This window comes from Alistipes sp. cv1 (genome assembly GCF_900240235.1).
Lineage (GTDB): Bacteria > Bacteroidota > Bacteroidia > Bacteroidales > Rikenellaceae > Alistipes_A > Alistipes_A hominis.
The window spans coordinates 147,044-170,358 of sequence record NZ_OEPW01000001.1; the positions used below are offsets into that span (position 1 = coordinate 147,044).

The following is a 23,315-nucleotide window of genomic DNA, read 5'->3' on the forward strand; positions in this document are numbered from 1 at the left end:
CGTTTCCTCCCCGAAGATACTCCGCAATACCGCAATCGAATAACTTTAAAATACAACTATGTTATGGAAACGACTGTAAAACTCTATTCGCTGAACTTCCGACAGGCCAAGACCTATTGGTTCACGCTGCTGTTCGTAGCCGGCAATCTGATTCTGCCGCAATTATGCCATCTGATTCCGCAGGGGGGACTGATCCTGCTGCCGATCTACTTCTTTACGCTGATCGCAGCCTATAAATTCGGCATCCGGGTCGGCCTGCTGACGGCCGTGCTCTCTCCGCTGGCGAACAGCGCGCTGTTCGGGATGCCCGCTGCCGCCGTACTGCCCGAAATCCTGATCAAGTCGGTCACGCTAGCCGTAGCCGCCGCTATGGCGGCCCGTTACCTGAAAAGCGTTTCGCTGCTGGCGATGGTCGCCGTCGTACTGGCTTACCAGATCATCGGCTCGCTGTTCGAATGGGTCCTCACGGGCAGCTTCCTTACCGCCATGCAGGATTTCCGTCTCGGCGTTCCGGGCATGTTGTTGCAGATCGTAGCCGGGTACGCGCTGCTGAAATGGCTGGCCAAACGCTGACACGATGCAGGGAAAAACATTCGAAGAAGTGCTGACCCGCTTCCGGGAGATCCCGATCCCGGAAGATTTCGACCTGCTGGTAGCGATCGCCAACGGCGGGATCATACCGGCCGCGCCGTTGAACCTGCGGCTGAACAAAGAGGTTCGCCCGCTGCGAATCAACCTGCGCGACGAATGCCAGCGGCCGAAATACGACAAACCTAAAACGGCTGGCCCCGGTCGACTTCGACGTAAAGGGGAATGCGGACTACGCGCTATACAACGAAGCTTGCTTCCGATTTCCATGAATACTCTGACCGTATGAACGTACTGACGAAACTTTACCTATGCGCCGCAATGGCATGCTGCGGCATGATTTCCGCACGGAGCGCCGTACCGGAACGCTTCGCCGACTCCGTACGGATGGACGAAGTGATCGTGACCGGATCGCGGCCGGCGGTAAACCTCCGCAACCTGCCGATGAGCGTATCGGTCGTCGAGGAACGGCAAATCGAACGGCGGTTCGAACCGTCGCTGCTGCCGGTGCTGACCGAACAGGTGCCCGGACTGTTCATCACCGGACGCGGCGTGATGGGGTACGGCGTGGCGGCCGGCGCGGCCGGCGGCATGAAAATCCGGGGAGTAGGGGGCGAACCCACTTCCGGGGTGCTGGTGCTGATCGACGGACATCCGCAGTACATGGGCCTGATGGGGCATCCGCTGGCGGACAGTTACCAGTCGATGAACGCCGAACGGGTGGAAGTGGTGCGCGGCCCGGCCTCGATTCTGTACGGGTCGAACGCGATGGGCGGCGTCGTAAACATCATCACGAAAAAAGGGCAAGCGGATGGCGTCTACAACACGGCCCGCCTGATGTACGGCTCGTTCAACACGCTGAACGTCGAAGTGAGCAACGCCGTGCGGAAAGGAAAATTCAACAGTTTCGCCGCGCTGAATTACAGTCGTACCGACGGACACCGCAAGGACATGGGATTCGGCGGTTGGGGAGGCTACCTGAAGCTGGGCTACGATTTCACCGCGCACTGGAAAGCGTTCGCGGACGTGAACCTGAACCATTTCGCCGCCTCGAACCCCGGTTCCGTCACTGCTCCGCTGATCGACAACGATGCGCTGATTACCCGCGGAATGACCTCGTTCTCGCTCGACAACCGCTACGAACGCACGTCGGGATCGCTGAAATTCTTTTACAACTTCGGATATCACAAAATCGACGACGGGCACAGCCCGGGACAACCGTCGCCGGACTACCGTTTCCGTTCGCGGGACCGGATGCTGGGCATCACAGCCTACCAGTCGTACCGGCTGTTTACGGGCAACCAGACGACGCTCGGAGCGGACTACCAACGCAGCGGGGGACGCGCCTGGAACCGCTATCCCGACCGAGACGAACAGTTGGCCGACAAGACGCTGAACGATGTGGCGGTCTACCTGAACATGCAGCAGACGCTCGCGAGATGGATGACGCTGAACGCGGGCGTCCGCATGGATTATAACCCGCACTTCGGCGCGCAGTGGGTCCCGCAGTTCGGGATCAGTTTCCCGATAGCGCCCGAAACCGTCCTCAAAGCGATCCTCAGCAAAGGATTCCGGACACCGACCATCCGCGAAATGTACATGTTTCCGCCGCAAAATCCCGACCTGCGACCCGAAAGGCTGATGAATTACGAGTTCTCCGTTACGCAGAGTTTCTGGCAACGCAAACTGTCGCTGAGCGCCAATGTTTACTACCTTAAGGGCGACAACACGATCCAGGCGGTTTTCGACGGCAACCGGCCGATAAACGTCAACACGGGCCGGATCGAAAACTACGGCGTGGAACTGACCGCGCGATACCGGGCCGTCCGGTCGCTGGCCTTCTCGGGCAATTACAGCTGGCTGCACATGGAATACAAAATACTGGCGGCGCCGCAGCACAAACTGTACGCCGGTATCGACTTTATCCGGCCGCGCTGGAGCGTATCGACCGGGGTGCAATACATCCGCGGACTCTATACGGATCTGAAAGCGCCGGGCACGGAGCAATTCGTATTGTGGAACCTACGCGCCTCGTGGCAAGCGAGCTCCGTCGTCGAACTTTTCGCGCGGGGCGAGAACCTGCTGGCCCAGGACTACGAAATCAACGCCGGTTACCCGATGCCCCGAGCCACGGTTTTCGGCGGCGTGAACCTGCGCTTCTGATATACTTCGAAAACAACCCGACTAAAAACAAACGCGATGGACAGACGAGATTTCTTAAAGGCGATCGCCCTGACGGGGGTTGCGATGATTATCAAGCCGGGCGGGACGATGGATCTGCTGGCCCAATCCGTCACCGACCCCGCTACGGGAGGAAAAACCGACCTGATCGCCGTCATGGGCGGCGAACCGGACGCCATGTTCCGCAAAGCGATCGCCGAAATGGGCGGCATGAAAAAGTTCGTCAAAGCAGGGGCCAAAGTGGCCGTCAAACCGAATATCGGCTGGGACAAAACGCCCGAACTGGCCGGCAACACCAATCCCAAGCTGATCGCCGAGATCGTAAAACAATGCCTGGCCGCCGGAGCCAAGGAGGTCGCGGTTTTCGACCACACCTGCGACGACTGGATCAAATGTTATAAAAACAGCGGCATCGAAGATGCCGCCAAAACCGCAGGCGCGAAAGTCGTTCCGGCCCACGAGGAGTCCTATTACCGCGACATTTCGCTGCCGCACGGCAAAATCCTCAAAAACGCCAAGGTGCACCGGGCGATCCTCGACAGCGACGTCTGGATCAACGTACCGGTGCTCAAACACCACGGGGGAGCCAACCTGACCATCTCGATGAAAAACCTGATGGGCATCGTCTGGGATCGCGGCGCATTCCACCGCGACGACCTGCAACAGTGCATCGCCGACATCTGCACGCTGCAAAAGAAACCGGCGCTGAACGTGGTGGACGCCTACCGCGTGATGAAGACCAACGGACCGCGCGGTCAGTCGGCCGACGACGTGGTGCTCGCCAAAGGGCTTTTCGTATCGCCGGACATCGTCGCCGTCGACACGGCCGCCACGAAATTCTTCAACCAGATCCGCGAAATGCCGATGGAATCGGTCGGACATCTGGCCAACGGCCAGGCGCTGAACATCGGCACGACGGATCTCGATAAGTTGAACGTCAAACGAATCAAACTGTAAAAAGACGAAAACATCATGCTCAGAAAGTTGCGTGTGGTAGCGGCGGCGGCGACCTTTACCCTGATTACGCTCTACTTCCTCGACTTCGCCGGATGGCTGCCGGAAAGTTTTCACGGACTGGTCAGTATCCAATTCCTGCCGGCGGTGCTGTCGTTGAGCCTCGTCACGCTGGCCGGGCTAATTCTGGCGACGCTGCTGTTCGGGCGGATTTACTGTTCGGTCGTCTGCCCGACGGGCATTTTCCAGGATATCGTGAACCGAATCGCCGGCCGGTTGCAGAAAAAACGGAAACGGTTCGCGTTCGCGCCGGCGAAAACGATCCTAAGGTGGTCGGTGCTCGGAGTCGTCGTAGTCACGTACCTGTTCGGCCTGACCGTCGTGCTGAGCCTGCTCGATCCGTACGGGGCTTACGGGCGGTTGGTATTGAATGTCTTCAGCCCGGTCTACATGGCCGGCAACAACCTGTTGGAAGCGATTTTCACGAAATTCGACAACTATACTTTCTACCGCACGGAAGTCGCCGTCGTCAGCCCGCTGGCTTTTATCGTCGCACTGGCCACGTTCGGAATCATCGGTTTTTTGGCATGGAAACACGGTCGCTCGTACTGCAATACGATCTGTCCGGTCGGCACGCTGCTGGGTTTCCTGAGCAAATACGCGCTGTTCAAAATCAGGATCGACAAGAACAACTGCAACGGTTGCGGCGTATGCGCTTCGAAATGCAAAGCGTCGTGCATCGACCGCAAGACGCACACGGTCGATTACAGCCGTTGCATAGCCTGTTTCGATTGCCTGGACAACTGCCGGCAGCAGGCGATCCAGTTCTCGTCCACCGCATCGAAAGCGGCGGTTCCGTTGGCCGTAAAAAAGGGCGGTATCCCGCAAACGGTTCCTACGTCTTCGCAACCTGCCCCTTGCAGCCCGCCCGAAACGGCAGGCGTTTCCGAATCGCCCGACCGGTCGCGGCGGCAGTTCCTCGGCACGCTGCTGGCGACCGCCGCCCTGCTGCCCGAAGCATTCGCCAGGAAACAGGAAGAGTTGCTATCGGGCCGCAAAGGGTACAAACGGCAGCATCCGCTCTGCCCCCCGGGAGCGGTCAGCCCGGAACACCTGCTCAAACACTGCACGGCCTGCCACCTATGTATCGCCAAATGCCCGTCGCACGTACTGAAACCGGCCGTAACCGAATACGGACTCGGCGGGGTAATGCAGCCGGTAATGTATTTCGACCGCGGATTCTGCAATTTCGACTGTACCGTCTGCTCGGACGTATGTCCGAACGGGGCGATCCATCCGCTTACCGTCGAGCAAAAGCACTTGACGCAGGTGGGGCGCGTCGTATTCATTAAGGAAGATTGCATCGTCTATGCCGACGAAACGAGTTGCGGCGCCTGCTCCGAGCACTGTCCGACGCAAGCGGTGACGATGATCCCGTACAAGGAGGGACTGACCATCCCGTCGATCGACCCGGATATCTGCGTCGGATGCGGCGGCTGCGAATACGTCTGCCCGGCACGACCGTTCCGGGCGATCCACGTGGAAGGCAATCCGGTGCAACAGCAGGCGAAACCGTTCGAACGGTCGGGCGGCAGCGACATCAAAATCGACGATTTCGGATTTTAAAATGCGCAGACCGCTTATGACCGCCGAAACCGTCCGACGAATCGCCGCATATGGCTGTCTGACGGCCGTATGCCTGTTCGCGGCTTTATGCGCTACGGCAAAACCGCAATGCGGAACGCTCGTCCGGCAAATCGACTCCGTGCTGTCCCGGTACCGGGCGACCGTCGGGGTGACCGTACTGTCCAACCGGGACGAAATCGTCGCGGCGAACGACAGCATCCTGTTCCCGCTGATGAGCGTATTCAAATTCCACATCGCCCTGGCCGTACTCGACCGCATGGACAGGAACCGCACCCGGCTGGACAGCGTCGTCCGCATAAAAGCTTCGGACATGCACCCGGACACATACAGCCCGCTGAGAGAACGACACCCCGGCCGGGACTTTTCGATTACGATAGCGGAATTGCTGAGATACAGCGTAGCGCACAGCGACAACAACGCTTGCGACATCCTGCTCGAATATGCAGGAGGCCCCGAAGTCGTCGAAAAATACGTGCGCGGCCTCGGCATCGAAAACACGTTCATTTCCGCCTCGGAAAAAACGATGCACGACCGGATCGAGAACCAATACCTGAACCGTAGTACGCCGACGGCGACGGCACGCCTGATCGAGACCTTTTTCGAAAACCGGCTGTTCGCATCCAAGTACAAAAAATTCCTGATCCGGATCATGACGGAAACCTCGACCGGGCAGGACAAGCTCAAAGGTCTGTTGCCCCCGGACTGCACGGTCGGCCACAAAACGGGCTCTTCCGACCGCACCTCAACGGGCGTCAAAATCGCCGACAACGACGCCGGATTCGTGCTGACGCCGGACGGCAAAAGATACTACATCGCCGTATTCGTCAGCGATTCGCAGGAAGACGATCCGACGAACGCCTCCATAATCGCCCGCATTTCCGCAATCGTATACGATTTTATGATACGTCCGACTGATCCGAACCGTCCGACGCTTTGCCGCCCCGAAAGCGTGTCAGCCGACGATGCGGCCGGGATTCCGTAAAAAAGAGAGCGCCTTGCCAAACAAACAAGCGCTCTTCTTTTTAACTTTGGTTGCGACGCCGCAGGTAGCGGGAAGCGGTACTTACGCTCAGAAGTTCGGCAATACAACCTTTATTCGAACGGATGATTCGAATAAAAAAACAAAACCGGGTTATCATCCTCCCGGGCTGTCCGCACACGGCTCAGAAAAACCGAATCCGTTGAATTTCCCCGGTCGGATACCGACAATTTCAATTGCTGTAAAGTCTGAGAGAACCCGACCACGGGATGCCCTCCGACGTGTTCGACGGCAAGCATTTCCCCGAGGAAAACCCCCAGACGTCCATCTTTAAGAGACCGCAAATAAGTTGTTTGCCGTCCTTCCAGATCGATCTTCCCCAATCCGGACAGGTTCGTCGTAAAATAAACCGTTTTCCCGTCTTCGGTGACGTTCGTAACGGAATAAACGTAACCCTTTACCAGCAAATCCCAAAACTCCTCCTGTGTCAATTGTACATTCAACCGCGACGCAGGGAAATTTTTCTCCCCGAAATCGATTTGGAACCAAGGTACGATTTCCTTCCCGTCCAATCGGTAGACCGTATTGTCGTACCGGCACGTAAAATTCAGATGATCGGAAACGACGAGCTGCCGCCCGATGGAATAGGTATTGAAAGGAATCGGACGTTCAAAAGGAATTTTTACAAATCCATCTTCCCGTCCCCGTTCTATCAGGGACAGATAATCGGCCGGAAACATCTGCTGGCTGTTAATCGCGACAAGGTACTTTTCCGTAAAAGCCAACTCTTTGAACAGAGCGTCCGGCAACCGGCTTTCATACCGGAAATCGCCTTGTACACCGCAATGAATCAATTTGTAGGGCTTATCGGCATAGATGATCAATTCTTCCCGGTCGGGATCGATCACGAAATCCGTCATTCCGATATACTCCCCGGGCCCTCTGCCGACCCGGCGAATATTCCATAAAAACTTTCCGGCGGTATCGAACACGCATATTTTATCATAGCGGTTATCCGAAACAAAGATCCGACCGTTCCACAGAACGACTTTCGAGATCATACTCAGCGCCGATTCGGAAGTGGTTTCCAGAAATACCGGTTTCGAATAACGCCAGAGAGAATCGCATAAACCCGTATTCGCTTCCCGAACAGTCACCGTAAAAACAGGGGCGGATCCGGATTCTGCGGACGAAGTACAGCCAGCGATCCACAAAACAGAAACCCAGAAACAGATAAACGACGACTTGTACATCGATAATCAACCGATTTGCGTTCTGCTTATTTCCGACATTGCCATATCTCCCACAAAACACTGAACCTCTCCTTGACCGTCGCAATCTACAACCTCCGTAACAAAATAAACCACACTATATTTACGACCACCAGACTCTTCTGTAACTGTGGTTTGATATGATTTCGTCGTCATCTCATAAGAATACGGTTTATCATCCGCTTCTTTTCTTGTTAAAGCTTCAACATTAGCCTGCAATAAATCACTATTCAAATGAGGTTTACTCTTTAAGTAAACTGTTACGGCAAAAGACACGCATAACGCACCTAATGCAATCCATCCTTTTTTCATTTCACTTAAATTTGGAATAAATAACTAAAATAAAAATCTTTAGCGCACCTACACAACAATAAATTTAACAAATCTTCTAATCTCTGTTTTTACCATAGGCATAAATATTTAAATTATATACTTATGTCCCGAAGGTAAACAAATTAATCTTTACCTGCAAATTTCATATCGGTTAATTCATAAAATTAGCATTTAAACACGTAACAAATGAATTAAATGCGAACAAAATACCCATCTTTAGTCTGCCCGTCGTTGATTTATTCCGGAAATCTTTGCAATATTGCATTCCGTGTCGGAAACACCCCGAACGGGTTTTAACCGTACCGTTCAAAAGTCCGTAAAACAGAAAATTATGAAACTTCATTCCTTACTGCTGTGTACGCTTTTCTGCATCGCGACCGGCTGCGACGGCCTGGCCGCCCGGCCGAAAGACCGCGACGACCGCGGATGCGCCACCTACAACATCCTGGACTTCGGAGCGAAAAACGACGGGACGACCGACTGCGCCCCGGCCTTCGAGAAAATATTCCGGCGGATGGAAGGCAAAAGGCAGGTCGAGATCGTCCTTCCGGCGGGGTCGTTCCGGATATCCCGACGGATCGTTTTCGACCAGCCGCAGTTCGGCGGATACGATTACCATTCGGGAATTTGCGTCAGGGGAGCGGGGGAGGACGCGACCGAACTGATCTGCGACAACGAGGATGGAGGGCTTTATTTCAATCTGGCGACGAATATGCTGACCGTGACCGTCTGCGATCTTTCGCTGGTCGCCGTAAAAAAAGGCCTCGGTACGGCGGTCGAATTCAATACGGCCGACCAGAACACCGGAGATCACCATTCGAGGATGTTCCAGGCAAGGAACCTGCTGGTGCGGGGACCGCATTTCAGCAACGGCTATTTCGCCAACGGAATCGTCGTAAAGAACGCCTGGTATCCGATGCTGGACAATGTCAAGATCACGTCCGAGTACGGCGATTCGCACGGTAAAATGGCTGCGGGATTCGCCTTGCTGGACTGTTACAGCCCGCTCGTCGACAAATGCTACTTCTGGGGAGGGGCGGAATACGGCCTGCTGTACCGGAGCGAAATAGACAGCGAGGACGGGATCGTATCCGACTGCTATTTCGTAGGGCAGGACACCGGCATTCGGGTAAGGCTGTCGGCACGAACGGACGGGTGGGGCGAACCGGCGTTCCACCTGACCGACAGCCACATCCACTACAAGGTCAAAGGACTGGCCCTGAAAGGCATCCGGCAGGGATTCGTCTCCGGAAACCTGTTTTACTGCTTCAACCGGGCGGCGAGCAGGTGGCATGCCGACCCCGACAGCGTATCGTCGTACACATCCAAAGACATCGAATGCGACGCCGTGAACGATTTCATCGTGTCGCACAACCAATTTACCGAACCCGCATCGCCGAAGAGGGTGTGCATAGACATCCTTCCCAACTCGGGCAACCTGCTGATCGACGGCAATATTTTTAACATGGACGGCACCGCCATTCGAAACCGGTCGCAGGTCAGCAGCAGGTGTATCGGAAACGTGTATACCGGGAGTCCCGACTTTACGAAATCGGCCGACGGAGCGAACGCCCTGATCCGGTACGTCGATCCGAACGGAACCCTGAAAACCCTCGACTTCGAATAAGCCCGCAAGCGGCCGCCCGCCCGGCAACGCTTTCCCAACGACAAAAACGACCGGACGTTGCTGTCCGGTCGTTTTCCCGATACGAAAGCCGTACCGCGTCTATTTTACGGCGATCACATCTATCTCGACTTTTGCGCCTTTGGGCAGCGCCGCGACCTGATAGCACACCCGGGCCGGCATCTGCCCGGTGAAGAATCGAGCGTAGACTTCGTTCATGGCCCCGAAATTGCTGATATCGTCGAGCAAAACGGTCGATTTGACCACGTTGTCGAACGAGCATCCGGCTTCGGCGAGGATCGCCCCGATGTTGAGCAGCGATTGTTCGGTCTGCCGGGCGACCGTATCGGGCATCGTACCGCTGATCGGATCGATCGGGAGTTGGCCGGAAACGTAAACCGTCCCGTCCGCTTCGACGGCTTGGCTGTAAGGGCCTACGGCCTGCGGGGCCGCCGCGGTTGCAATAACTTTTTTCATGGCTCTGTAATTTATCGGTTATACTGTCGTGCAAATTTAAAACATCATCCGGAATCCGGACGGGTTCTCGGAAATTATTATTAGCTTTGCTTGCCGTTTTTTCGGAGGGTATTTTTAACAATTACAAATAAAATCAACTTATTATGAAAACCGCACGTTTGATTCTCGCAATCGCTCTCGCCGTTTCGGTTACGGCCTGCTGCTCCTGTCGCAAAGGAAAAAAGAATGCCAAACCCCTGACCGAAACCACCTGGGCGATGGTCGAATGGGAAGGACAGCCGTTCAAAGCCGACAACAACTATACGTTGGTATTCAGCAAAGAAAAAGGCCGTTTCGGCGGACGCGGCGACTGCAATTCGATCATGGGCAATTACACGCTGTCCGACAACGGCAAAATCAAAATCGAATCGGTCGCTTCGACGCGCGCCATGTGTGCGAATCAGGCTCAGGAAGACAAATTCATCAAAGAACTCGACCGGGTGGATTCTTACCGGATCGACGGAGACCTGCTGATGCTGATGCACGACGGCGAAATGCTGATGGTGATGCAGGCGCAGGACACGACGATGAAATAAACGGAAACAGGAGAATACCTGCTAAAAAAAACGGATGCGCCGTCCCGAGGGACGGCGCATCGTTTTCCTGGTATTCCCGGCGCGTTTTTTGCGAATTGATTCCCCACGAATCAATCATCCATCCATGAACGCACTGCAAAATAAGACCAAGGCCCACCTCGGCCTGATCCTGGCCAATCTGGTCTGGGCGATGAATTACCCGTTTTACAAGATGATTATGCCGCAATACATGTCGCCTTACGCACTGGCGACCCTGGCGGTAAGTATCGCCGCGATCCTGGCTCTGCTGTCGTTCTTTTTCGTTCCGGTCGAACGGGTGCAACGCAAAGGAGACATCGTAAAATTCGTCGGGGCAGCCGTACTGATGGGCGTCGCAAAAAAACTGTTCCTGATGGTCGGCATCCAGCATACCAGCCCGATCGACGCCTCGATCATCGCCACGCTGGGGCCGATCCTCGTACTGGTGATCTCGGTATTTTTCCTGATCGACCGGTTCACTCCGATGAAAATCGTCGGCATGGTGATCGGCCTGGCCGGCGCGCTCGTGGTGATTCTCAGCAACAGCGGCACGACGGCGGCGACGGCCAAACTGGGCGGCGACGCGATCGTCTTCCTCGGCATCGTCAGTTCGTCGTTCTCGATGGTATGGCTCAAAGACCTGATCATGCGCTACAAACCGATCACCCTGTTGCGCTGGATGTATCCGCTGGCCGCGCTGATGCTGCTTCCGTTCGGACTGAGCTCGGTGATCCATACCGATTTCGCCGCCATCCCGCCGCACATCTGGTGGGTAATCGCCTACGCCGTCCTGCTCCCGAGTTTCGGACCGAATTACCTGCTTATTTTCAGTCTGCACTACGTCAAACCGACGATCAGCAGCGTCTATTTCTACCTGCAGCCGGTCATCGCGACCGGGCTTTCGGTCGCCCTCGGCATGGACAAACTGTCCTGGGATCGTGGACTCGCCTCGATCGCGGTTTTCGTCGGCGTACTGCTGGTAGTCAACGCATATAAAAACCATCCGTCGGCCCCGCGGCACGGCGGGGAGTGAACCCGCCGGCAGAACCGATTTCGCATAATCCCGGGATATTATTGACAATCTGCCAAAAAATAGCTATTTTTGCAGATTATTGCAAAAGTCAAGTTATCGAAACATGGGCAGTTCAAAATTCAAAGAGTATAAAGGACTCGATCTATCGCAGATCAACCGGGAAATTCTCGAACAGTGGGACCGCAACGACGCATTCCACCAGAGCATAACGACCCGCGAGGGACATCCGACGTTCGTCTTCTACGAAGGTCCTCCGTCGGCCAACGGAACGCCGGGGATCCACCACGTCATGGCGCGTACGATCAAGGACATCGTCTGCCGCTACAAAACGCAGCAGGGTTTTCTCGTACACCGCAAAGCGGGATGGGACACGCACGGACTGCCCGTCGAATTGGGCGTCGAAAAGAAGCTCGGCATCACCAAAGAGGACATCGGCACGAAAATTTCGATCGAGGAGTACAACCGCATCTGCCGCCGCGAGGTGATGACCTATACCGACATGTGGGAACGGCTGACCCGCGACATGGGGTACTGGATCAACATGGACGACCCGTACATCACCTACGACAACAAGTACATCGAGACGCTGTGGTTCCTGCTCGCCGAGTTGTACAAGAAGGGACTGCTGTATAAAGGATATACGATACAGCCCTATTCGCCGGCCGCCGGCACGGGGCTCAGCAACCACGAGCTGAACCAGCCGGGCTGCTACCGCGACGTGAAGGACACGACCTGCACGGCGCAGTTCCGGATCGTTCGCAACGCGAAAAGCGAGCCGTTGTTCGAAGGGGTCGAAGGGGCGCTGTACTTCATGGCGTGGACGACCACGCCGTGGACGTTGCCGTCGAATACCGCGCTGGCCGTAGGGCCCGCAATCCGTTACGTAAAAGTAGAGTCGTTCAATCCGTATACGGCCGAACCGATCACCGTTATCCTGGCCAAAGAGCTGCTGCATAACTTTTTTCCGAAGAAAAACGAAGAGTTGCCGCTGGACGGTTACGGCGGGGACGGCAAAAACATTCCGTACCGGGTGATCGGAGAGTACATGGGCAAAGACCTCGCCGGCGTCGAATACGAACAACTGATCCCGTGGATCAAGCCGGACGGCGACGCATTCCGCGTCATCACCGGCGACTTCGTGACGACCGAGGACGGTACGGGAATCGTGCACATCGCGCCGACGTTCGGCGCCGACGACGACCGCGTAGCCAGGCAAAACGGAATCGCCCCGCTGATGGTGACCGACCGCGCCGGCAAACGCCAGCCGATGGTCGACCGCACCGGGAAATTTTTCCTGATCGCGGACATGGATCCGGAGTTCGTGAAAACCCATGTCGATACGACTGCCTACAAAGAATACGAAGGCCGTTTCGTCAAAAACGCTTACGATCCGAAGCTGACGGACAACGATCCGACGCTCGACATCGACCTGTGCATGAAGCTGAAATTCGAGAACAAAGTATTCAAGATCGAAAAGCACACGCACAACTATCCGCATTGCTGGCGTACCGATAAACCGGTGTTGTACTACCCGCTGGACTCGTGGTTCATCAAAACGACGGCCGTCAAAGACCGGCTGATCGCGCTGAACGAAACGATTAACTGGAAACCGGCCAGCACCGGTTCGGGACGTTTCGGCAAATGGCTCGAGAACCTCGTCGACTGGAACCTGTCGCGCTCACGGTATTGGGGCACCCCGCTGCCGATCTGGGCGACCGAAGACCACAGCGAACTGAAATGCATCGGCTCAGTCGCCGAGCTGAAAGCCGAAATCGACAAATCGGTCGCCGCCGGTTTTATGACCGAAAACCCGTTCGCAGGTTATGTCGAAGGCGATTTCAGCAAAGAGAATTACGAAAAATTCGATCTGCACCGGCCCTATGTGGACAACATCGTGCTGGTATCCGACAAAGGTGAAAAGATGGTGCGCGAGAGCGACCTGATCGACGTGTGGTTCGATTCGGGGGCCATGCCCTACGCCCAGGTGCACTATCCGTTCGAGATCGGCGATGCGGAGTTCCGAAAAGTATATCCGGCCGATTACGTAGCCGAAGGAGTGGACCAGACGCGCGGCTGGTTCTTCACGCTGCATGCGCTGGCCACGATGTTGTTCGACAGCGTGGCGTTCAAAAACATCATTTCGAACGGTCTGGTGCTCGACAAGAACGGCAACAAGATGAGCAAGCGCCTCGGCAACGCCGTCGATCCGTTCGAAGTGCTCGAAAAATACGGGGCGGACGCGGTACGTTGGTACATGATCTCGAACTCGCAGCCGTGGGACAACCTCAAGTTCGACGTGGAAGGCGTGGACGAAGTACGGCGCAAATTCTTCGGAACGTTGTACAATACGTACAGCTTTTTCGCGCTGTACGCCAACGTGGACGGATTCACCGGCCGCGAACCGGAAGTGCCGGTCGAAAAACGTCCCGAGATCGACCGCTGGATCATCTCGCTGCTGAACACGCTGGTCAAAGAGGTAACGGACGCGCTCGAAAATTACGATCCGACGCCGGCGGCTCGCGCCATCCAGGAATTCGTCGGCGAAAACCTGTCGAACTGGTACGTGCGCCTGAACCGAAAACGTTTCTGGGGCGGCGAACTTTCCGAAGATAAACTGGCCGCTTACCAGACGCTCTATACCTGTCTGGAGACCGTTTCGCAACTGGCTGCGCCGTTCGCGCCGTTTATCAGCGACCGGATCTTCACCGACCTGAACGCCCTCAGCGGACGCCACTGCGATGCGTCGGTACACCTCAGCGCATTCCCCAAGGCGAACGATTCGCTGGTAAACAGCGACCTGGAAGAGAAAATGGCGCTCGCCCAGAAGGTATCGTCGATGGTGCTGGCGCTGCGCCGCAAGGTCAATATCAAGGTGCGCCAACCGCTGAGCAGGATCCTGATCCCGGTGCTCGACCCTGTGCTGAAAGAGCATATCGAAGCCGTCAAGAGTTTGATCCTGAACGAAGTGAATATCAAGCAACTCGAATTCATCGAAGACACAACCGGCGTAATCACCAAACGGATCAAGCCGAATTTCAAAACGTTAGGCCCCCGGTACGGAAAGCAGATGAAACAAATTTCGGCGCTGGTCGCCGGATTCTCGCAGGCCGACATCGCACAGTTGGAACGCACCGACTCGTGGACGGCCGAAATTGACGGCGTGAAGATCGAAGCCACGGCCGCCGATTTCGACATCACGTCGGAGGACATGCCGGGTTGGCTGGTCGCCGCCGAAGGGAAACTGACCGTCGCGATGGATATCACGGTAACCGAAGAGCTGAAGCGAGAAGGAATGGCACGGGAATTGGTAAACCGTATCCAGAACATCCGAAAAGAGAGCGGGTTCGAAGTCACGGACAAAATCCGGATAACGATCGGCAAGAACGGTCAAACCGACGGAGCGGTCGAATCGTACGGCGATTATATCGCCGCGCAAACGCTGGCGGTAAGTATTTCCTCAGCCGATTCGATAACCGATCCCGACACGCAAAACATCGAGTTGGACGATTTGACAGTCAGCATATTGGTCAAAAAAGCATAACCTGCGGACGATTATTTTCCGGGGTTACCGCCAAAAACTTTTGCCGATTCGTAAATTAATATTATTTTTATACATAAACCAAAAACTTTAGGGCCATGTCTGAAAATGAAAAAACACGGTATTCCGACGAGGAGCTGCAGGAGTTTAAGCAGATAATACTGGAAAAATTGCAAAAGGCAAAGGCTGACTACGATTTGCTGAGATCGACTATTACGCACACCGCAAGCAACGATATCGAGGATACCTCGCCGACTTTCAAAGTGCTCGAAGAGGGTGCCGCCACGTTGTCGAAAGAAGAATCCGGACGCCTTGCCCAACGGCAGCTAAAATTTATCCAGCATTTGGAGGCAGCGCTCGTCCGCATCGAGAACAAAACCTACGGCATCTGCCGCGAAACGGGGAAGTTGATCCCGAAGGAACGCCTGCGTATCGTACCGCACGCCACGCTGTGTATCGAAGCCAAAGGCGAGCACAAATAGCAATCACGAGGGTAGGGCGGAGGCTTCCTCAGGCCGTACCGGGGTCGAATTTACTAACAAAGAAGAGGGCGCGTCCCTCTTTTTTAACGCATATGCCGAGACAAATTACGATTTACACCGACGGCGCCGCACAGGGGAATCCCGGACGCGGCGGATACGGGGTAGTCCTGCTGAGCGGCCCGTTCCGCAAAGAACTGAGCGCCGGCTACGCCCATACGACCAACAACCGGATGGAACTGATGGCCGTCATCGCGGGGCTCGAAGCGCTCCGGTACGACCAGTGCGAAGTGACGATTTACAGCGACTCGCAGTATGTCGTCAATTCAGTCGAAAAAGGCTGGGTTTTCGGTTGGGAACGCAAAGGTTTCAAAGATAAAAAAAATGCCGACCTGTGGACGCGGTTCCTGAAAGCGTACCGCCGCCACCGCGTTCGCTTCGTCTGGGTGAAAGGACATGCCGACATTCCCGAAAACGAACGCTGCGACCGACTGGCCGTCGCGGCGGCATCTTTGCCGAACCTTCCTCCCGACACGGGATACCGCCCCGAAACCTGAACGACCGCACGAAACGACCGGTGCGAACTGCGATAAAATGACAAAAAAAGGCAAAGAAAACCGTTTTATTTTTGGTTTAAAGAAAAATCTGTCTATCTTTGCACCACCAAAAACGGAGATTCAGTAGCTCAGCTGGTAGAGCACAACACTTTTAATGTTGGGGTCCCGGGTTCGAGCCCCGGCTGGATCACAGAAACGCTGGACAGAAATGGACAGTAAATGTACAACTCCTACAATATCAAGGTATTGTAGGAGTTTTTCTTTGTATAATGTCTGTGACCTAAGACACGAAAAGGTCACAAAATGACACACTTTTGTGACCAATTCGTGACCTGTCCACCCTCTAAGATTTTAGGTCACGGAATGTCCAAAATTGGCGGTTTGTTGTCTTGATTTGTCCGTACTGCAAATATCTCATTTTCAGTTTATCAATTTAAGTTTGTAACTAAAAAAAGAGATTATGAGAAGTACTTTTAAGCTACTCTATTTCGTCAAACGAAATGCAGTAAAGAAGAACGGTAACGCACCGATTATCGCACGTATCACTATCGACCAAGTTGTAGCCCAGTTTAACACCAAACTGGAAATAAATCCGGCTCACTGGAGCGTGGAATTAGGCAAGGCTTCCGGCAGAACCGCAGAAGCCGTACACATCAATTCTATGCTGGAAAGTATTCGTAGCACAGTTCATCAACATTACCATGCGTTAATGGCGCAAAACGGATATGTAACCGCAGAACTGGTTAAGAACGCTTTTTTAGGCAAGATAGCAAGGGAACGGACTTTGATAGAGTTCTTCAAACAGCACAACGAGCAGTATTTGCAAAAGGTCAAAATGAATACCACAGACAAAACCTATTCACGTTATGAACTGACAAAGAAACGGCTTATCGAGTTTATGAAGTTCAAGTACTCCGTTTCCGACATGCTCATAAAAGATATAAATGTGGTATTCATTGAAGATTTCCTGCTGTATATCAAGAACAACTACGGATGCAGCCATAATACGGCTATGAAGTTCGTACAACGCTTTCGCACAGTGGTAAACTTTGCCAAGAATACGGGTTTGGTGACTGCCGACCCTTTCGGGTCTTATCGGGTAAAATTTGAACGTACCGATAGGGATTATCTGACTATGGAAGAAATTACCGCTATTTACAATCACGAGTTCTGCACCAAGCGACTGGAACAAGTACGTGATTTGTTCATTTTTAGCTGCTATACGGCACTTTCTTACATTGATGTATGCGAACTAAGACAAGAGGACATTCGTACCGGATTTGACGGTAATTTGTGGATTATACGGAAAAGACACAAAACAAATGTTACATCTACCGTCCGATTGCTGGATATACCAAAAGCCATATTGGAAAAGTACAAAGACAAATTACCAAACGGTAAGATTTTACCAATTATCAGCAATCAGAAAATGAATGATTACTTAAAAGAAATCGCAGCCATTTGCGGAATTGAAAAGACCTTGACCTACCACGTTGCAAGACATTCGTGTGCGACTTCGGTGCTGCTTGCCAATGGTGTTCCCATTGAAACGGTATCTAAGATTTTGGGACATACCAATATCAGAACCACTCAAATTTATGCGAGGATTACCAATTTGAAAGTAAGTAGCGACATGGAAATATTGGCTCAAAAGTTGGATGTTCCACACAGGACTGCCAGCCGATGAAACTATGTTATCGTCAGATAACAGCAAGGTGTGATTTGTGGCACACAAATCTGTTTTCCGTGCCGCAAAACACCTTGGGCAAATTCACTCCGAAGTCGTTTGCCAATAAAAGAAAGAGATTCCCCAACTAAAGATTTTTTCGCTCGTCGGGATGGGTGGTCCCGCCCCTTGCCGCTGGGCGTTCCCCGACCGATGAGTTTATTTTTGTAATTCTGCAATCTTGTTTTATTGAAATATTGATAGCTTGATTGATTGAAAGCAAGATTTCAATATGGCAATATTGAATGGAAACAATAAACCATTCAATATTGATTGAAATACTGAATGGTTTATTTATTGCAAGAACATAATTACTTGCGAAAAGAAAAAAATATTATTTGCTATCATCTTCGTCCATACGCTTAATCAGACAATCTTGCAAACGGGTAAGATATGCCGTCCGGTCTTTCTTCCGTTCTTTCATGGCAATATAAGCAGCATAATAATCCCCTAATTCCACTTGAAACACTGTGCCGAGAAAGTTCATTATTTCTTTAATTTCCACATTTCCATTGTTAATGTCCCCCGAAGAAACAAGAGAATAACCCAATTCTATAAGAAAAACTTTTTTACCCGTGAAACGAAAAGGACATTTCGTGCCTTTTTGCAGGTTATCTTCTACAAGATTATCGGTTTCCAGTTTAACTAACCTCTTATTTAAATAAATACGTAACATCTCATTGGCTATAATTTTTGCGACCTTGTAATCATATCCAGTTGAGAATTTTGGATCTTTGTCAAGTTGTACGCTATCCGTACATAATCTTAAATCAGCCTTTCCACGAACAAAATAGTATTCATCATATATGGTTGAATGTGAACGATAATACTGATAAAAATCTAAATTCCTATTGAAGAAATAGGTCAGATTGTCCAATTCCTTATTAAGATAGCTTCTAACGGCTTCATTACTACCATTAGGACATTGCGTTTCTATACGATATATTTTATGAAAATACAATAATCGACCAAGTATTTCCGGCTTCTGGGACTTAAAGAATGATATTTCATCTTCCTTAGTAGGGAAAACATAAGTTTGCAATTGATTTCTTAAATCATTCAATACGTCTTGTAACCGATGCACCATTGAAAGAGAAGTCGGAATAATATCATAACCGTAGAGGTCAATTTCATCTATTTCTGAATCTATTAGAACTAATATTTGGGAAAGTTTCTCTTTCATCTGTAATTCTTTTGTAAGTCATCCACCTTGCTAAAATCAACAGCAAGGTGGATTCTCAATTATTACAAGTAATCTTCTCGTTGAGGAGTGAACACATCAACAACCTCACCACCTTCAATAACTTCAAACGAATGGGGCGTGTTCCCCGGAATAGCATAGCTATCGCCTGCATGAAGCAATATATCAATATTTTCTTCCGGTATTTCCACTTTCAATCGGTATTCACCTGAAATAACATAGCCGCATTGCTCATGCGGGTGTTGATGCGTTGTAGCGAAATTACCTTTTACATAATTCATCTTGGTTACCATTGACTTTTCACCAATTGCCAAAGAATCCAATGAAACACCTTTAAATACTTTTTTCAAGGCATCTTTTTTGTGTACCACAATTTTTGTCTTTGTCATCTTTCTACTTTTTAGATTAATTGCTTTTTCGTTATTTGTTTTCAATATGTTTTCATTAAAAGGACAACTACATAAATTAGCTACATTCAAAACGAATAATCTACTAAGCATAAATATTGTCGATTTATATTGTCAGCTCCATTTGAATATCACCTCTTTCATAAGCAGGATGATATTCAGAAAGTTCTTTAAATCCTATCTTTTTGTATATATGAATAGCAGGTTTTAACAGTGTGTTGCTTTCAAGGAATAATTTCTTGGCTCCAAGTTCTTTTGCCTTATTTACAGCAGCCTTACATAACAGAATGCCAATACCTTTCCCTTGTGCTTTTGGACTGACAGCAAGTTTTGCCAATTCGTAATCAAATATTAAATCATCCATTTTACAGAGAGCACATACGCCAACTGGTTCGTTTTTGTAAGTCGCAACAAAAATATATCCACCTTTATCAATAATATTTTGTTGAGGATAATCAAGATATTCCAAATCATGTGCTTCTAAACGCCAATGGGCAGTTATCCAATTCTCATTCAACGATTTGAATATAGCTTGAAAACTTGGGGTATAAGAAACTATCTGTATATCATGGCTTTCTCTTGCCTTTTTCGCCTCTTTCACCCGTTGAAATAAACTTTTCTCAGAAAGTAATTCTTCCCATTCTTCAATAGCTCTCCATAAATCATTACGTGTTTCTTTTGATATATTCTCGATTGCTGTTGCTACATCAGAGCATTGCGTAGATAAAATATCTGCCATTTCTTTTCCTTTATCAGACAGAACAATAACATTTCTTCTTTTGTCTGTTTTGTCCGTTATTTCTTTTATTAGCCCCTTTGCATCCATTTCTTTTACAATATTACTCACTGACGGGTGAGTATGACCTATTTCTTTGGCAATACCCGTTATCGTCTTAGCTTCTCCATCAGATAATACAAAAAAGACGGGAAACCATTTAGGTTTTATATCCACATCATACAATTGATAAATTTGAGATGCGTCAGCTGTAACCTTATCGGTAAGCATACGTAATCTGCTACCAATAGCCATTTTACCTGTTTTTTCAAAAAATCCCATATTATATGTTATTAAAAACGTAATTGATTACACAAAAGTATAAAACAAACTTTTATCTGCAAAAGAAATACAGAAAATATTTTCTCTCTTGGCAAGTAATAAGTTTATTTTGAGAATTTATGCCTACAAATTTTAGTGCAAGGTGCAAGTATATATTTATATATATAGCTTGCACCTTGCACTAACCTTAGAATGTTTATTTTCAACGGTTTGCAAAATTCAAAAATAATGCGTACATTTGAACTCAAGATGTTGGCAGACAGACACCGGACAACAGCAGACAGTTTTTAAGGACTAAAGCGTGACGGATGCAAAGCTGAAATTTATGAAAGTGCTGATATTGAGGAAGAAATAACGTTTGGTTCATAACCCAGGCGGATCACTGAGAATCAAAGCGATTTGGTGACAAATTGAGATTAAAAGGTTTAAAACTGATGTTTTAAACCTTTTTTATTTCTGCATGTCGTGACTTACAATGTATTTTCGATGTCATTGGGGATAATTATTTCATCACTTATTCGTTACTTTTTTGCATTTTCAGAAATAGGTAACAGACAAGGAACAAGCTCACAAATCACCAACATTCAATATTTTTTACTTGTAATTCCTGTCGATTTTTTCTCTTTTTCATCACTTAATTAGTTAAACTCCGCCCTGAATAAAGCCTATGTCTTCGGGCGAAAGCCTGTAATCCGAATGCAATCCATTTTACCCGACCGAATCATATCGATCAGCCGGTTCAGACTGTGGTTCTCCCGCTTCAGCCACTCCTCGAACGGATGGTCGATCGGAATATCGACCGGCGGATAATCGTAAGGATCGTCCTCCTTGCATATCTGGGTAACGCCAAACGGAACTTCGAACTCCAATTGCTTTAACTGAGGTAATGTTATTTTAGCCGTATTTCCCGTAGAAATTTCCGTATATCCTCCGCAATGTTGTCCGGCCGTCAGACCGATTCCCAATGTCTGACAGTAACGGGCGAACATCTGACTCGCCGAGTAAGTAAGCGGGCCGGTCAGGACATATACGTTTCCTCTAAAACCGTGTTTCGGATGATCTGGAACATATTGCAGATCGCAGACCGTATCCGTGCAAAAAACGGTTCCGTCTTTCAGTGTTCCGATGTATTCGATCAAACGCTCCCGATCGCTTTCTTTTATATGCGGGCTTCTCTCTATATTCGTCTGTAATTTTTCTCTGCCTTCGTCGATTACACGATACTTGGCGTTTATATCGATCGGCTTATCCGTAAAATAATTTAGCGTATAATATACGTTTTCTGTCATTCCGCCGCAGTTCAGACTGACATCGATAATCAGATCTTTTATATCGTCCCGATCGATACGGCGCATGGCTCGACGAAGCAAGCGTTTGTAGCGCCAGTCTTTGCCGAACAGCAACATGGCCGCCCAACGTTTGCCCCAGAAAGAATTGATCGAAAGTACGCCGATTCCATTGCCGAGATTTTCATAAACGATTGGTTTTTTCCCAAAGCCGACTTCTGATTTGACTTTACGTTTATCGCCTGATTTTTTAAATTGGCGATACTTATCTTCACGAGATATACCCCTTAATACAACGGTGTCTTGTTGATTATTGTCAGGTCGGATATAAACGACCTCGAACGGTGCACGAATACTTTCCATGAATAAAAAATTGGCGAAGTTCGGCCAAGCTGCAGGTCTTGCCTCGTACCTTGCATTCATCATAGCCATCGCATTGGCTTCCTCACCGGGTCCAATAGCCCGGTTCATCAGTGCCATTTCTTTAGCTGAGCGGCCGTTGATGCTGAGAATTTGAGCGAAACGGGGAATAACGCCGTTGTAATCCTTTACGTTGTAAACCGATCCGTCTTCCCATGTCTGAACCCATAAAGGAAACAAGTAATCGTCTTTTTTGAAATATTCCCATCGGTTGAATATGCCGTCGTCGGGGAACTTGAAATGGGCATCGTCTTTAAGCAGGTTCAAATAGCGCCACACATAAACGTAATACCCCTCCATTCCTTTATCAAAGAAATTTTGTAATTGGCTATAAATGATACTTTTGTTTTTGTTCCATTCTTCGTCATTAATACCTCGCCGACCGGATATGTAAGTATTTTCGATATGATCGATAATAAATGCTATTTCATCGGAACAGGTACGCTTAACTGAATCCAAGTTGTTATGAGCCGTGTCGCATGTCCCACCTGCTGCACACCCTAATAGCGGCAGAGAAATCATAACAGACAGCATAAAGCATAATTTTTTACCCTTAAAGATTATGCGCGTGACTTTTCTTGATTTCATAATGTAAATCCAAATACTTGTTGAAAATGTCTTTATCTTTATATGCGGCACACATATAATGCTTTCACCGTATTTCGTGCTTCTGTACCGTCTGTTCACGCAAACGCCCCACTTCGCAGTCGCGGCTTTTTATTCAATAACTGAACGCTTTTATCAAAATTAAAATATTTCTAGTTCAAATACAATACCTGTTTATGCGTTTTGTCATGCCTTTATTCAGAACTTAAGCAGCGGCATATAATCATTGATTATTCCCTGTTTTTACTGCGCTTGCCAGGATAAAGAGAAGGGATATATTCTGACAGCGGCATCGGAAAGATATATGTTGTCAGATGGTTTTCAAGTTTCAAAAAGCCCTATACTACCTCGTCGAACT

19 protein-coding genes, 1 tRNA gene and 1 pseudogene are annotated in these 23,315 nt (G+C 50.3%); 14 read left to right on the forward strand and 7 right to left on the reverse strand.

Annotated features, from left to right (window positions below; all coding sequences use genetic code 11):
* The first annotated feature begins 63 nt into the window (after nucleotides 1–63).
* The 6 genes and pseudogenes from C1A08_RS00645 (at nucleotide 64) to bla (ending at nucleotide 6,352) form a co-directional block, all read left to right on the forward strand.
* The gene (locus C1A08_RS00645; RefSeq protein WP_101570680.1) at nucleotides 64–573 is read left to right on the forward strand and encodes an ECF transporter S component; all 510 of its coding nucleotides are present in this window, start codon (nucleotides 64–66) and stop codon (nucleotides 571–573) included.
* A 4-nt stretch (nucleotides 574–577) separates the two neighbouring features.
* Nucleotides 578–860 (forward strand): annotated as a pseudogene (locus C1A08_RS00650) (phosphoribosyltransferase).
* Between the two features lie 13 nt (nucleotides 861–873).
* A complete protein-coding gene (locus C1A08_RS00655; RefSeq protein ID WP_101570682.1) occupies nucleotides 874–2,751 on the forward strand; it encodes a TonB-dependent receptor in 1,878 nt (625 codons plus the stop codon).
* A 36-nt stretch (nucleotides 2,752–2,787) separates the two neighbouring features.
* Nucleotides 2,788–3,726 carry a DUF362 domain-containing protein gene (locus C1A08_RS00660; protein WP_101570684.1) on the forward strand — a complete coding sequence of 313 codons (939 nt, stop codon included), beginning with the start codon at nucleotides 2,788–2,790 and terminating at the stop codon, nucleotides 3,724–3,726.
* Between the two features lie 15 nt (nucleotides 3,727–3,741).
* Nucleotides 3,742–5,349: a 4Fe-4S binding protein gene (locus tag C1A08_RS00665; RefSeq protein WP_101570686.1), complete on the forward strand. Its 1,608-nt coding sequence runs from the start codon at nucleotides 3,742–3,744 to the stop codon at nucleotides 5,347–5,349.
* Between the two features lie 16 nt (nucleotides 5,350–5,365).
* The gene (gene bla, locus C1A08_RS00670; protein WP_101570688.1) at nucleotides 5,366–6,352 is read left to right on the forward strand and encodes a class A beta-lactamase, subclass A2; all 987 of its coding nucleotides are present in this window, start codon (nucleotides 5,366–5,368) and stop codon (nucleotides 6,350–6,352) included.
* Nucleotides 6,353–6,462: 110 nt separating this feature from the next.
* Here bla and C1A08_RS00675 read toward each other — a convergent pair whose 3' ends face one another.
* Both C1A08_RS00675 and C1A08_RS13010 read right to left on the reverse strand, forming a co-directional pair.
* Nucleotides 6,463–7,602 carry a 6-bladed beta-propeller gene (locus C1A08_RS00675; RefSeq protein ID WP_101570690.1) on the reverse strand — a complete coding sequence of 380 codons (1,140 nt, stop codon included), beginning with the start codon at nucleotides 7,600–7,602 and terminating at the stop codon, nucleotides 6,463–6,465.
* 6 nt (nucleotides 7,603–7,608) lie between these two features.
* Entirely contained in the window at nucleotides 7,609–7,932 is a 324-nt protein-coding gene (locus C1A08_RS13010; protein ID WP_145996484.1) for a hypothetical protein, read from the reverse strand.
* A 352-nt stretch (nucleotides 7,933–8,284) separates the two neighbouring features.
* On the opposite strand from C1A08_RS13010, the gene C1A08_RS00680 reads away from it, so the two are divergent.
* Nucleotides 8,285–9,580 (forward strand): glycosyl hydrolase family 28-related protein, encoded by a 1,296-nt coding sequence (locus tag C1A08_RS00680; protein WP_145996485.1) that lies wholly within the window; start codon nucleotides 8,285–8,287, stop codon nucleotides 9,578–9,580.
* A 99-nt stretch (nucleotides 9,581–9,679) separates the two neighbouring features.
* Here the strand turns inward: C1A08_RS00680 and C1A08_RS00685 are convergent, their stop codons facing one another.
* A complete protein-coding gene (locus tag C1A08_RS00685) occupies nucleotides 9,680–10,054 on the reverse strand; it encodes a RidA family protein (RefSeq protein WP_055204093.1) in 375 nt (124 codons plus the stop codon).
* 143 nt (nucleotides 10,055–10,197) lie between these two features.
* On the opposite strand from C1A08_RS00685, the gene C1A08_RS00690 reads away from it, so the two are divergent.
* The 7 genes from C1A08_RS00690 (at nucleotide 10,198) to C1A08_RS00720 (ending at nucleotide 17,941) form a co-directional block, all read left to right on the forward strand.
* Nucleotides 10,198–10,629 carry an META domain-containing protein gene (locus C1A08_RS00690; RefSeq protein ID WP_101570694.1) on the forward strand — a complete coding sequence of 144 codons (432 nt, stop codon included), beginning with the start codon at nucleotides 10,198–10,200 and terminating at the stop codon, nucleotides 10,627–10,629.
* A gap of 124 nt (nucleotides 10,630–10,753) precedes the next feature.
* On the forward strand, nucleotides 10,754–11,680 hold the full coding sequence (locus C1A08_RS00695; protein ID WP_180951499.1) for a DMT family transporter: 927 nt from the start codon (nucleotides 10,754–10,756) through the stop codon (nucleotides 11,678–11,680).
* Nucleotides 11,681–11,783: 103 nt separating this feature from the next.
* Nucleotides 11,784–15,221 carry an isoleucine--tRNA ligase gene (ileS, locus tag C1A08_RS00700; RefSeq protein WP_101570696.1) on the forward strand — a complete coding sequence of 1,146 codons (3,438 nt, stop codon included), beginning with the start codon at nucleotides 11,784–11,786 and terminating at the stop codon, nucleotides 15,219–15,221.
* A 95-nt stretch (nucleotides 15,222–15,316) separates the two neighbouring features.
* Nucleotides 15,317–15,700, forward strand: coding sequence for a TraR/DksA family transcriptional regulator (locus C1A08_RS00705; RefSeq protein WP_055204085.1), 384 nt, complete (start codon nucleotides 15,317–15,319; stop codon nucleotides 15,698–15,700).
* A gap of 92 nt (nucleotides 15,701–15,792) precedes the next feature.
* Complete coding sequence (gene rnhA / locus C1A08_RS00710) at nucleotides 15,793–16,254, forward strand: ribonuclease HI (protein ID WP_101570697.1); 462 nt, start codon at nucleotides 15,793–15,795, stop codon at nucleotides 16,252–16,254.
* A 117-nt stretch (nucleotides 16,255–16,371) separates the two neighbouring features.
* Nucleotides 16,372–16,444, forward strand: a tRNA-Lys gene (locus C1A08_RS00715).
* A 270-nt stretch (nucleotides 16,445–16,714) separates the two neighbouring features.
* Nucleotides 16,715–17,941, forward strand: a complete 1,227-nt coding sequence (locus C1A08_RS00720) for a site-specific integrase (protein ID WP_101570699.1) — start codon at nucleotides 16,715–16,717, stop codon at nucleotides 17,939–17,941.
* Nucleotides 17,942–18,314: 373 nt separating this feature from the next.
* Here the strand turns inward: C1A08_RS00720 and C1A08_RS00725 are convergent, their stop codons facing one another.
* The 4 genes from C1A08_RS00725 to C1A08_RS00740 all read right to left on the reverse strand — a co-directional run bounded on the left by C1A08_RS00725 (nucleotide 18,315) and on the right by C1A08_RS00740 (nucleotide 22,885).
* Nucleotides 18,315–19,163 (reverse strand): RteC domain-containing protein, encoded by an 849-nt coding sequence (locus C1A08_RS00725; RefSeq protein ID WP_101570701.1) that lies wholly within the window; start codon nucleotides 19,161–19,163, stop codon nucleotides 18,315–18,317.
* Between the two features lie 62 nt (nucleotides 19,164–19,225).
* Nucleotides 19,226–19,681, reverse strand: a complete 456-nt coding sequence (locus tag C1A08_RS00730; RefSeq protein WP_101570703.1) for a cupin domain-containing protein — start codon at nucleotides 19,679–19,681, stop codon at nucleotides 19,226–19,228.
* A 13-nt stretch (nucleotides 19,682–19,694) separates the two neighbouring features.
* Nucleotides 19,695–20,645, reverse strand: coding sequence for a bifunctional helix-turn-helix transcriptional regulator/GNAT family N-acetyltransferase (locus C1A08_RS00735; RefSeq protein WP_101570705.1), 951 nt, complete (start codon nucleotides 20,643–20,645; stop codon nucleotides 19,695–19,697).
* A gap of 665 nt (nucleotides 20,646–21,310) precedes the next feature.
* Nucleotides 21,311–22,885 carry a S41 family peptidase gene (locus tag C1A08_RS00740; RefSeq protein ID WP_257937023.1) on the reverse strand — a complete coding sequence of 525 codons (1,575 nt, stop codon included), beginning with the start codon at nucleotides 22,883–22,885 and terminating at the stop codon, nucleotides 21,311–21,313.
* Between the last annotated feature and the right edge of the window lie 430 nt (nucleotides 22,886–23,315).